This window comes from Tautonia marina (assembly GCF_009177065.1).
In the GTDB taxonomy this organism is placed as follows: Bacteria; Planctomycetota; Planctomycetia; order Isosphaerales; family Isosphaeraceae; genus Tautonia; species Tautonia marina.
In genome coordinates, this window is record NZ_WEZF01000020.1 from 23480 (window position 1) to 35575 (window position 12096).

The following is a 12096-nucleotide window of genomic DNA, read 5'->3' on the forward strand; positions in this document are numbered from 1 at the left end:
TCGCCGAAGAGCCGGGCTGTGCCAGGCAAATCAACGTCAGTTGATTCCGAGGTAATCACCGATCAGCGGGGCGTACTTCACAATCACCCCCGCAAAGACCACAGCCACCATGCTCATCAGCTTGATGAGAATGTTCAGGCTCGGTCCCGAGGTGTCCTTGAACGGGTCGCCGACCGTGTCGCCGACGACGGCCGCCTTGTGCGGGTCCGACCCCTTGCCGCCCATCGCTCCGGCCTCGATGTACTTCTTGGCGTTATCCCAGGCACCTCCCGAGTTGGCCATGAAAATGGCCATCGCAAAGCCCGCGGTCAACGCTCCGGCCAGCAGGCCCATCAGGCCGCTCACGTCGAGGACCATCCCCACGACCAGGGGAGCCGAGACGGCCAGGATCGCCGGAACGATCATCTCGCGCTGGGCACCTCGGGTGGCGATGGTCACGCACTCGGCGTAGTCGGCCTTGGCGTTCGGATCGGTCAAGAGGTTCAGCTCGCGGAACTGGCGGCGGACCTCCTCGACCATCCGACCGGCGGCCCGTCCCACGGCCTTCATCGTCAGGCCGCAGAAGACAAAGACCATCAAGACCCCCGCGAAGACCCCGACCAGCAGCTTCGGGTTCATCAGGTTGACGCCGTAATACTCCATGAAATTGGAGAGGGTGGCCGTCCGAACCCGAACCAGGTTGATGATCGGCGTGGCCGCTGCGATCTCGGGCTTGTAGTGTTCGACGATCTGGGTATCGCTGGCCTGCACCAGAACACCGTCGGCCTCGACAAACGGAGCCCCGCCGCTGGACTCGAAATAGGTCGGATAGAAACCGGTCTCCGGATCGACCGACTCGGACAGCTCAACGTACTTTCCGCTGCCGATCGGGTAGATCCGGCCCTGCTCCAGCTCTCCTTGATGCTCCTCGACGTACGAGAGCCCTTCCCGCTGGATGCCGATGCGAACCTCCTCCACAAAGGCCGCCAGCAAGGCCAGGGCCGTCAACGCGGCCGAGCCGATGGCAAACCCCTTGCCCGTCGCGGCCGTCGTGTTGCCGAGCGAGTCGAGTGCATCGGTTCGCTGACGGACCTCCGGCGGCTGGTGGGTCATCTCGGCGTTGCCGCCCGCGTTGTCGGCGATCGGACCGTAGGCGTCGGTCGCCAGGGTCACTCCCAGGGTCGAGAGCATCCCGACCGCCGCGAAGCCCACCCCGTACAGGCCCAGCGTCGCGTTGGTCGCCCCCCCGGCGATGAAGTACGCCAGGATCGTTCCCAGCCCGACAATGGCGATCGACGCCCAGGTGCTGAGCATCCCCTGCGCCATCCCGGCAATGATCGTCGTCGCCGGTCCGGTCACGCTCTGGTCGGCGATCCACTTCGTCGGCGTGAAGTCGGCCGACGTGTAGTACTCCGTGAAGTAACCGATCAAGATTCCGACAATCAAACCGACCGTAATCGCCAGGAAGACCCCAAGCCAGATGTCGGGCGGCAGGACCAACCAGCAGACCAGCAAGGCCGCCACCACAATGAACGCGCTGGAGCCGTAAATCCCGCGCCGCAACGCCCACAGGAGGCTCAGCTGGCTGGCCCCTTCCTCCGTCTTGACCAGGAAGACGCCGAGGATTGACAGCAGAATGCCGATGCCTGCCAGGATCATCGGCGCCGCCACCAGCTGGGCCTGCGCGTAGATCATCTCCTCAGAGCTCAACGCCTCTCCGCTGGCGGCCCGAAGCCCCAGGGCCGCGGCCGCGCCCAGGGCGGCGGTGGCGAGAATCGAACCGCAATAGCTTTCGTACAGGTCAGCCCCCATGCCCGCCACGTCGCCGACATTGTCACCGACGTTGTCGGCAATCACCGCCGGGTTCCGCGGGTCGTCCTCGGGAATCCCCGCCTCGACCTTGCCGACGAGGTCGGCCCCCACGTCGGCCGCCTTTGTGAAGATCCCGCCGCCGACGCGGGCAAACAGGGCCTGAGTCGAGGCTCCCATGCCGAAGGTCAGCATCACCACGGTGATCTGCTCCAACGACATGTGGAAGCCGTCGATCGTTCGGGGCAAGAGCCAGGCCAGGAGCCAGAACCAGGCGCTGATGTCGAGCAATCCCAGCCCGACGACCACCAGGCCCATCACCGCCCCGGCCCGGAAGGCGACCTGCAAGCCTCGGTTGAGCGATTCCTTGGCCCCTTGCGTCGTCCGGTTCGAGGCCAACGTGGCGGTATTCATGCCGATGAACCCGCTCAGGCCGCTGAAGAACCCACCGGTCAGAAACGCAAACGGCACCAGGTTATGTTGCTGCTTCAAGACGAACGACTGCAAAGCCAGCAAGATCACCAGGAACACAAACGCCAGCCCCACCACCAGATACTGCCGCTTCAGGTAGGCGTAGGCCCCCTCCCGAACATATCCGGCAATTTCCTGCATTCGCTCGTCGCCGGGAGACGCCGCGAGCAACTGGCGATAGAAGCCGAAGGCGGACACCAGGGCGGCAATCGCCCCGATCGGAGCCACCCACCACCAGATCGGAATCGGAATCTCGGACATCGTGTTCTGATGCTCCCTGGGTCGCTCGAAACCGGAGGACAATGGCCGGCCGATCGCCGCTCGTCGCCGTTCCCACCCCGGCCGCTCGGGTGGCAACCACACGCCCGCCGAACCCTCGCCGTTGGCCGTCGGAACGGGCCGCTCGGCCCTGGTCTGGGCTGGGAAGGGCTTCAAGGTAATCACTCGTTGTCAAGCTGCCAACGGCGCTATCTCCAGAAACTTCAGACAATCCCGTCCGAGACGAGCCACCGGCGAGCCTGCGGTTTTCCCCGTCCCTCCAGATTGCTACCCTTGGGACTTCGGAAGCCGATCCGCCGGCAACCCCTGGACCCGAGCAACAGATTCCGCGAGCGAGCAGCGCTCCTCCCTTGCCCTCTGCCCCACGAACGGCCGGGAGCCGCAGGCCGGGCAACGGGGGCTGTGTCCGGCTCGCAAAGGCGTTGCCTTCTGGCCCTGCCCCCCCTCGGAGGTGCTCAATGCCGCTCGACCCGTACGCTCAGGCCCTGCTCGATCTGCAGCAAATGACCGGCTTTCGCGGCTTCGACACCCTGCCCGTGGCCGAAGCCCGCGCCATGATGACCGCCCGCATGGCCGACGTCCCCCGCGAACCGGTCCCCCGCGTCGAGAACCTCTCCACCGATACCGGAATCCCGATTCGGCTCTACTGGCCCCACGCCGAACCAGACAGCTCCTCCCTCCGACCGGCCCTCGTCTTCTCCCACGGCGGCGGCTGGATTTTGGGCGATTGCGACATGGTTGACGGCACCTGCCGAAGCCTGGCGAACGCTTCCGAATGCGTCGTTGCCTCGGTCGATTACCGCCTCGCCCCCGAACATCGCTTCCCCACCGCGGCCGAAGACGCCTACCACGCCTTCCGGTGGGTCCGCGCCCAGGCCGATCGACTCGGCATTGATCCGCATCGCGTCGCCGTCGGCGGCGACAGCGCGGGGGGGAACCTGGCGATCGTCTCCTGCCTGATGGCCCGGGATCGCGGCGAGCCGGCCCCCGCCTTCCAGCTCTTGATCTACCCCGTCGCCGACTCGGCCTGCAACACCCCCTCCTACTCCGAGTGCGCCACCGGCTTCGGCCTCACCCGAAACGCCATGCAGTATTACTGGCAGCAGTACCTCGCCGACCCCGCCGACGGTACCCACCCCTACGCCTCTCCTCTCCGTGCCGACCTGACCGGACTACCCCCTGCCTTCGTCCTGACGGCCGAGTACGACCCCCTCCGCGACGAAGGCGAAGCCCTTGCCCAGCGCCTGACCGAGGCCGGCGTTGCGACCCGCCACCGCCGCTTCGACGGCCAGATTCACGGCTTCTTCCACCTCGGCCACATCATGCCCCAGGGGAAAGATGCCGTCGCCGAGGCCGCCCAGGCCCTCCGCCAGGCCCTCGCCTGACCGCCCCCTCCCCCTTCGCATCACATCGCGCAAGGGACTGAGACGCGAACCATCCACCTCCTCGCTCAAAGGGCATTCAGGAACAACGGCCCAGGTTTGGGGTGGCCCCGGTTGCTCGCCAACCGGGGTCGCGCAGCGACGAGCGGTCTCGGTGCGGCCTCTCGCAACCTCTTGCGGCTGCGCCGCCCTGGTTGTTCGCCAACCGGGGCCCTCGACTGAAGCACGGAGATTGTACCTGGATGCCCGCTTAACCCAACCGGCCTCCCCGGAACATCCAGGCCGGGCGCTGGAAGGGGGGCCAGGGGCGAGGCACAGGGGTCGGCCTCGGGCTTCGGAAGACGGTCGAGAAGGTCCCGCCGGGGCGACCGTCGCCGTCACCGTCGAGCAAGACGCCGTTCTCGTCTGCCACGCCGACCCCCGCGCCCGGAATTCCCGTCACCTGATTGATCAGGATTTGCACCGGCGTTCCCGGCCGCACCGGCTTGAGGGTCCGCAGGGTGACGGTTCGGGTCGCCGGGTCGTACACCGGAGGCCCAAGCGGCACCAACAGGTCTTCCCTCGTGCCAATCCGGCGGTTATGCCCCGGCACTTGCACGCTGTAGCCGTAGTTGCGCAGATCCTCGGCCCTCGGGCCGTTCATGTCGCGGTCGAAACCGATCGCAATCGTCAGGAACCCTCGCCGATCCGATTGCGGCACCACGCTCGCAACCCTCGGCACCTCCAGGTTCGTGATCGTCAAGACCGCCGATGAGGGCACTCCCAGGCTCGCTCCTCCCATCGGGTCATCCAGGAAGAGCCCCAGCATTGGCGACCCTTGCGACCCCGGATTGAACAGAATCGGCACCGTGAAGGTCTGCACCAGTTGCCCCGGCCCGAACGTCAACGTCCCCGAAACCGGCAGATAATCGACCCCCGGCACCGCCGTTCCGGCCCTCGTGTCGTACTCGATCGACACCGAGCCTCCCCCGGCGCTCCGGACAACCGTAATCGTGGCCTCGCCCGTTTCCTCCGAAACCACGAAGGTCGGGCTGGCGAAGGCAATCGTCCCCGGCTGGTCGTTGTCGACGATGCGCAAGATGGCCGTCGAGGGGTCGCCCAGGTCCGCCGCCCCAGCCGGGCTCGACAGCACCAGCCCCACCGTCTCGACCGCCTCGGCCAGGTCGTCGTCGAGGATCGGCACCGTGAAGGTCTGCTGATTCACGCCGATGTCAAAGGTCAAGGTTCCCGAAACGGGCGAGTAGTCCACGCCCGGCACGGCCGACCCTCCCATCGTCGCGTACGCAACGGTCGCCTGACCTCCGCTCCCTCCGGTCCGGGTGACGGCGATCACCGCCTCGCCGCTCGACTCGTCCACCTCGTACACCGCCATCGCAAACTGAACGGTCCCGAGCAACTCGGCCACGCCGGCCGAGAACTCCGAGGTGTTCCCCGCCGCGTCGGTCGCCGTGGCCGTCACGAACTCGCCCGGCAAGACCGCTCCCGGCACGTCGGCCGAGTAAACCGCCACCCCCGCGCCGTTCGTCGTCACCACCGTCTCGCCCAGATATCGCTTCCCCTCGCCGTTGCCCGACGGGTCCAGCGTTTCGTTGGCGAAGAACTGGATCACGAACGCCGTGTTCGGAACGCTCGTCAACGACCCTTCGATGTTGGCGAAATCGGTCGAGGTCCGCACCCGATCAATCACCGGAGCCGGCCGCAACAGGTTCGGACCCGTCGCCAGCATCAACGGCTCGACCAGATTGATCCCCAGTCCGGCGTTGTCGAAGATGCTGTTCGTCAGGATGCGGTTCTCGATGCTCGGCCCTTCCACCCGCACCCCGTCGCGTCGGCTAAACGCGATCACGTTCCCCGCCTCAACCGTCGTTCCGCCGATCAGGTTGTTCGAGGCCCCGTCCCGAATCCGAACGCCGTCCACCTCGTTGCTCAGTGCGAGCGTCCCCGAGAGGTCGGTGCCGATCAGGTTCCCCTGCACCACCGTGTTCACGGTCCCGGCGCCGACCAGATCCACCCCCCAGTGGTTCGACGAGATCAGGTTCCTCGCCTCGGTCGTTGTGCCGCCGATCGTGTTCCCCGGCGCGTTCTCGATCAACACCCCCTGCAGCGAGTTGTTCAGCTCCAGAAGGCCCGTCGGATCGGTCCCGATGAAGCTTCCCGCCACCAGGTTCCCGGTCGCCGTCGGCCCCAGAATGGCCACGCCCACATTATTCCCAGAAATGATCTGCGAGCCGTCCCCATCGCCGATCACCCGCGTATCCGGGGCTCCGTCGATCCGAACCCCCTCCTTCGCGTTCCCGAGGTCCCCCTGACCCGATCCGCTGCTGCCGATCCGGTTATTGGCGATCACCGTGTTCCGGGTCGTCGCCCCCACCACCGCAACGCCACGCAGGTTCGCCGAGATCACATTGCCTTCGCCAATCGTGTTCCCCGATGCCGACAGCTCGACCCGAACCCCTTCCCTCGCGTTGCCGAGCGCCGCGTTGCCATCGGAGGTCGTGCCGATGAAGTTCCCCGCCACCAGGTTCCCGAACGCCATCGGCCCCGACAGGCGCACCCCGGCTCCGCCGTTCGCCGCAATCGTGTTCCGGCGGCCGTCTTCATTCGCGCCGATCCGGTTCGACGGCGCATTGTCGACGAACACGCCGTCTCCCGCGTTCCCCGGATTCCCGGCACCGAACCGATACCCGCCACCGGGAGCCGCGCCAATGTAATTCCCCTCGATCCGGTTCCGCGTCGCCCCCGGACCATCCAGCCAGACCCCGTGGCTCCCATTGGCCGAGATCACATTGCCCGACCCCGGCTCCGGCCCGCCAATCGCATTGCTGGAGGCCAGTTGATCGTCCGACGACTCAATCAGAATGCCTTCCAGGTCGTTCCCCGCCTGCACGTACACCCCGTTTCGGGTCGGCCCGATCACCCCGATCTGGTTTCCGAAAACCTGGTTCCCCTCGGCCCCCGGCTGAATCCAGATCCCCCGGCCCCCGGCCAGCGTGATCGTATTATTTTCCTGCGCATTGAAGCCGCCGATCGTCGTGTTCGTCCCCGCGACGACGATCGCGTCTCCCGAGATCCCGGCCCCCTGGAAGCTCACATCCCCCGGAGCCGGCAAGGGGTCTCCCGTCTGGAGATCGACCCGAAAGAGGAAATGCCCCCCGATGCTGTTGCCTTGAATCCGGTTGCCGACGTGCGAGCGATCCGGCACCCGGACCCCGATGTCGAACCCGTCAATAATCAAACCGCGCAGATTGCTGTTCTTCGTGGCAAGCTCGAAGCCAACCACCTCGGGATAAACGTTCCGGTCAATCCCGCTGCCGTCCACGATCACCCGAAGCGCGGCGTTGTTCCCGTTCAAGGCCGCCACCGAGTTCGGCTCAGACTGAATGGTGGTCGGCTCGTCGATGTCGTCCGGGTAAAAGAAGGCAACCGGCACATCGGCCTGAGAAAGCCCGTCGATCGTCACCGGATCGGTCAGCACTGGCAAGGGTGATTCCAGCTCGATCCGCCAGGTCTGCGTGCCCAGGTCAAACCCCGGCACCGGCACATTCAGCCCCGGAGCCGTCGAGGTCGGAATGGCGAACTCGATATGATCCGCCCCCGGGTTCGCGTTGGCGGCCTGCATTGCCGCCCGAAGCGAGCCGGCCCCCGCGTCTTCCGTGTTGATGACGAAGAAGGTCGCCAGCAAGCACCGAGGTTCGACCCGTTCCACCCCGGCTCGGAAGCGACGCCGACGCCCCCTTCCGACGACAGCGTGCCCAGTCATGCCGCCCCTCCGTCCCTTTGGTCGGTCGATCCACCCCACGCTCGAACGCCGCTCGACACGCGGAACTGACCTCTCAGCTTCCCAAATCCCCTTGGAAGTCAGTTTAACCCCGCGAACTGCCCGTGGATGATCCTCGCCTTTTCTGCCCCGCGCACTCGCGCCGATTCTACCGAAATCTCCTAATCCAACGCCTTTCCCCCCGGCCTCCTTTTCGTTCCAAATCACCCCGCTCCCCGTCCCCGCGATTCTGGTTCCAGAACGATGGCGACCTCCTGAACCGGCCTTCTTTGTGTCGCACGCGTCCCCGCTTCGACAACGCCCTCCCAGGGGCCGTTGCCATCGTTGGGGTCTCTCATTTTTCTGGATCAGGTGACTGAATTTCCTCAATTCCCCGATGATAAAGCATGGCGGTTCGCTTCCCCGACGCTTGAATCCCTCTGGCGACCGTCTCACCCTTCCTTCGCGCGGCTCTCTTTTTTTTCTTTGGCAACCTGGCTGTTCCCCACCCAAACCACTCCCGAGGCGAGCCTGACTCGCCGGCCTGACTCGCCGAGTTGGGGCGTTTGCTCGCCTCCCGATCCCTTCGTGACGAGCGAGCCGAAGGAGCCCGAGCCGCAATCGCCACGAGGGCCATTCCGTTCATGTCGCGAGACTCCGGCGCGAAACAAAGCCAATTCCGCGCCGTCCGTTTCTCGAAACGAACGGCACCACGCGACGTAAATCAATGACGGATATCCCTTTTCGACCTATCCCCCAGGCGCACCCAGGAGCGCACCGGAGGGCGCACCCGAACCTCCGGCCCTTCGATTCGATCCCTGGCACCCCATCTCCCGCCCGCTCGCGATTCGACGCCGATCCTTCGTGACGAAACGAACCCATTCCCCCCGGTCGCGGCGACGAAACGAACGGCGATTTGCGTCACAAGTCCTTATCAGAAAGGAAACTTCGCAAAACCTCTCAGGCGCACCCAGGGGCGCACCGACGGGCGCACCCGACGCCGTTCGGCTTCCTTCGGGTCGGCTCCTCCGGTCGAAACGCATCCCTGAGCGTTCGCGCCGTCCCGGAAAAGAAGTCCTCGAAACCCAGGCGTCATCACCTTATGATGAGAAAGGAATTCCACCCCTTTGCTTGAGCACTGCGTCTCGCACTCGGTCGTGCTCGGGATCGTGGATCCCCAATCGCCAGCCCCCGGTGATGATCGCATGAGCTTCCCACCGCTTCGACTCGGCTCCGTCGGCCTGGTTCCCCTGATCGGCCTGCTCCTCGGCCTCGGTGGTCCTACCCCATCCGCGATGGCCGAGGCCCCGGACGCCCCGGATCGGGTCGATTTCGGCCGCCAGATCCGGCCGATCCTCTCCGACCGTTGCTTCCATTGCCACGGTCCCGACGAGGCCGACCGTAAAGGGGGGCTCCGGCTCGACACCCAGGAGGGAGCCCTGGCCAAAACCCCTTCGGGAGCCCATGCCGTCGTTCCCGGCGACCTCGACGCGAGCGAACTGATCTGGCGGATCACCTCCGACGACGACCTCGACCGCATGCCCCCGCCCGACTCGGGCCGCACCCTCTCCGACGCCGAGATCGACCTGCTCCGCCGCTGGGTCGAGCAAGGGGCCGATTGGGAGCAGCACTGGTCGTTCAATCCGATCAGCGCGGTTCCCATTCCGGAGGTCAGCGACCCCTCCTGGCCGTCCAACCCGATCGACCGCTTCGTCCTCGCCCGCCTCGACGCCGAAGGGCTTGCGCCCGCCCCCGAGGCCGACCGCGATCGTCTGATCCGCCGTCTCTCGCTCGACCTGACCGGCCTGCCCCCCTCGGTCGCCGAGATCGACGCCTTCCTCGCTGACGACCGACCCGACGCCTACGAACGCCTGGTCGATCGCCTGCTCGACTCCCCCCGCTTCGGCGAGCACCAGGCCGTCGGCTGGCTCGACCTGGCCCGCTATGCCGACACCTACGGCTATCAGGCCGACGTTGAGCGGGCCGTCTGGCCCTGGCGCGACTGGGTCATCCGATCCTTCAACACGAACATGCCCTTCGATCAGTTCCTCACCTGGCAGATCGCAGGCGACCTGATCCCCCCCGACGAGCTTGACCCCGACGACGGCTACGACCCGATCCTCGCCACCGCCTTCAACCGCCTCCACCGGATGACCAACGAAGGCGGCAGCATCGAGGAAGAATTCCGTGCCGAGTACGTCGCCGACCGCACCGACACCCTCGGCACCGCCATCCTCGGCCTGACCATCGGCTGTGCCCGCTGTCACGATCACAAATATGATCCGATCAGCCAGCGCAACTATTACGAACTCTCCAGCTTCTTCGACAACATCGACGAATCCGGCCTCTACTCCCACTTCACCAACGCCACCCCCACCCCGACCCTGCTGTTGACCCAGGGCGACCAGGATCAACAGATCGAATCCTTTGAATCCCAGATCCAGGAGGCCGAGGCCGCCCTCGCCCACCTGGCCGACCAGCGCCGCGAGGCGTTCGACGCCTGGCTCGACCAGTCCGACCACGAGCCGACGGTCACCGGCCTGATCGGCGACTTCCCGCTCGACGAGATTGCCAGCGACAGCCAGACGACCCCGAACCTGGCCAACCCCGACGCCCCCGGTCGCCTCGTCGATGCCCCCCAGCCGATCGACGGCCAGGTCGGCGGCGGCCTCCTGCTCAGCGGCGAAAATAGCCTTGTGCTGCCGATGGGCAACTTCACCCGAGACGACCCCTTCACCGTCGCTCTCTGGGCCAGGACTCCCGACACCAAGGACCGTGCCGTCCTGTTCCACCGCTCCCGAGCCTGGACCGACGCCGGGAGCCGAGGCTATCAGCTCCTGATCGAGGACGGACGCCTCAGCGCCTCACTCGTCCACTTCTGGCCCGGCAACGCCATCGGCATCCAGGCCATCGACCCCATGCCCCCCGAGACCTGGGTCCACCTCGCCGTAACCTACGACGGATCAAGCCGAGCCGATGGGATCACCCTTTACGTCAACGGCCGACCCGCCCCCGTCGAGGTCGTCCGCGATCACCTGGTCAAGGACATCACCGGCGGCGGCGGCGACGAGCTGACCTTCGGCCAGCGCTTCCGCGACCGCGGCTTCATCGGCGGCATGATCGACGAGGTCAAGATCGCTGACCGCCGCCTCACCCCGCTCGAAGTCGCCCACCTGCACGACGGAACCTCACTTGCCGATGCGTTCACCTCTCCCGAGGGCGAGCGCCGCGACCTGCTGTTCGCCTACTACCTGGAGAACCACGACCCCGAGTACCGAGCCCGCCTGGCCGCCCTCCGCGACCTGCGCCGCCAGCGATCGAGCCTGGTCGAGTCGATCCCCGAGCTGATGGTCATGCGAGAGATGCCCGAGCCTCGCCAGACCTTCCTGCTCGCCCGTGGGGCCTACGACGCCCCCCGCGATCTGGTCGAGTCGAACACCCCCGAGTCCCTCTCCCCCTTCCCGAGCAATCAGCCCCGCAACCGGCTCGGCCTCGCCCGGTGGCTGACCGACCCCGAGCACCCGCTCACCGCTCGCGTCGCCGTCAACCGCCACTGGAAGGACCTGTTCGGCCGAGGGCTCGTCGCCACCCCCGAGGACTTTGGCAGCCAGGGAGCCGCCCCCACCCACCCCGAACTGCTCGACTGGCTTGCCCGGACCTTCATCGACTCCGGCTGGAACGTGAAACAGTTGATCCGAACCATCGTCACCTCCTCCACCTACCGGCAAGATTCGACCGTCGATCCGGAGGTCCGGGCCCGCGACCCCGAGAACCTCTTGCTCGCCCGAGGCCCCGCCCAGCGCCTTCGCGGCGAGACGATCCGCGACGCCGCCCTGGCCGCCAGCGGGCTGCTGGTCGAGCGCATCGGTGGAAGACCGGTCAAACCGTATCAGCCCGCCGGTATCTGGGAGGAGAACTCCGGCCAGACCTACATCCGAGACGAAGGCCCCGGCAGCCATCGCCGCAGCCTCTACACCTTCTGGAAGCGAACCGCGCCGCCGCCGTCGATGATCACCCTCGACGCCTCCGCCCGAGAGGTCTGCACCGTCCTGCGGCCGACGACCATGACCCCGATGCAGGCCCTCTTGCTCCTGAACGACCCTCAGTATGTCGAAGCCGCCCGTGCCCTCGCCGTGCGGTCCATCCGCGAGGGAGGCGAGACGCTCGACGCCCGGATCACCTTCGCCTTCCGATCCGCCATCGGTCGCCCCCCAACCCCCGAGGAATCCGAGATTCTGGCCGAGCTGTACCACGAACAGATCGACGAGTTCAGGGATGATCGCTCCCGCGCCGAGGCCTTTCTCGCCATCGGCGACGAGCCACCCGACCCGGACCTCGATCAGGTCGAGCAGGCCGCCTTTGCCGTCCTCGTGCAAGTGATCTTGAACCACGACGAATGTCACATGAAACGGTGAGCCG

4 protein-coding genes are annotated in these 12096 nt (G+C 66.3%); 2 read left to right on the plus strand and 2 right to left on the minus strand.

Annotated elements, in window-relative coordinates; all coding sequences use genetic code 11:
• Positions 1-36: 36 nt before the first annotated feature.
• Complete coding sequence (locus GA615_RS21120) at positions 37-2520, minus strand: sodium-translocating pyrophosphatase (RefSeq protein WP_201750269.1); 2484 nt, start codon at positions 2518-2520, stop codon at positions 37-39.
• A gap of 476 nt (positions 2521-2996) precedes the next feature.
• Here GA615_RS21120 and GA615_RS21125 point away from each other — a divergent pair, with 476 nt between their 5' ends.
• On the plus strand, positions 2997-3923 hold the full coding sequence (locus GA615_RS21125) for an alpha/beta hydrolase (protein WP_152053316.1): 927 nt from the start codon (positions 2997-2999) through the stop codon (positions 3921-3923).
• A gap of 247 nt (positions 3924-4170) precedes the next feature.
• Here the strand turns inward: GA615_RS21125 and GA615_RS21130 are convergent, their stop codons facing one another.
• On the minus strand, positions 4171-7680 hold the full coding sequence (locus GA615_RS21130; RefSeq protein ID WP_152053317.1) for a Calx-beta domain-containing protein: 3510 nt from the start codon (positions 7678-7680) through the stop codon (positions 4171-4173).
• 1202 nt (positions 7681-8882) lie between these two features.
• On the opposite strand from GA615_RS21130, the gene GA615_RS21135 reads away from it, so the two are divergent.
• Positions 8883-12092 carry a DUF1553 domain-containing protein gene (locus GA615_RS21135; protein ID WP_152053318.1) on the plus strand — a complete coding sequence of 1070 codons (3210 nt, stop codon included), beginning with the start codon at positions 8883-8885 and terminating at the stop codon, positions 12090-12092.
• Positions 12093-12096: the final 4 nt, after the last annotated feature.

Coding starts and splice junctions, on each gene's coding strand:
- GA615_RS21120 (WP_201750269.1), bottom strand. CDS start 2,520: ATGTCCGAGATTCCGATTCCGATCTGGTGGTGGGTGGCTCCGATCGGG.
- GA615_RS21125 (WP_152053316.1), top strand. CDS start 2,997: ATGCCGCTCGACCCGTACGCTCAGGCCCTGCTCGATCTGCAGCAAATG.
- GA615_RS21130 (WP_152053317.1), bottom strand. CDS start 7,680: ATGACTGGGCACGCTGTCGTCGGAAGGGGGCGTCGGCGTCGCTTCCGA.
- GA615_RS21135 (WP_152053318.1), top strand. CDS start 8,883: ATGAGCTTCCCACCGCTTCGACTCGGCTCCGTCGGCCTGGTTCCCCTG.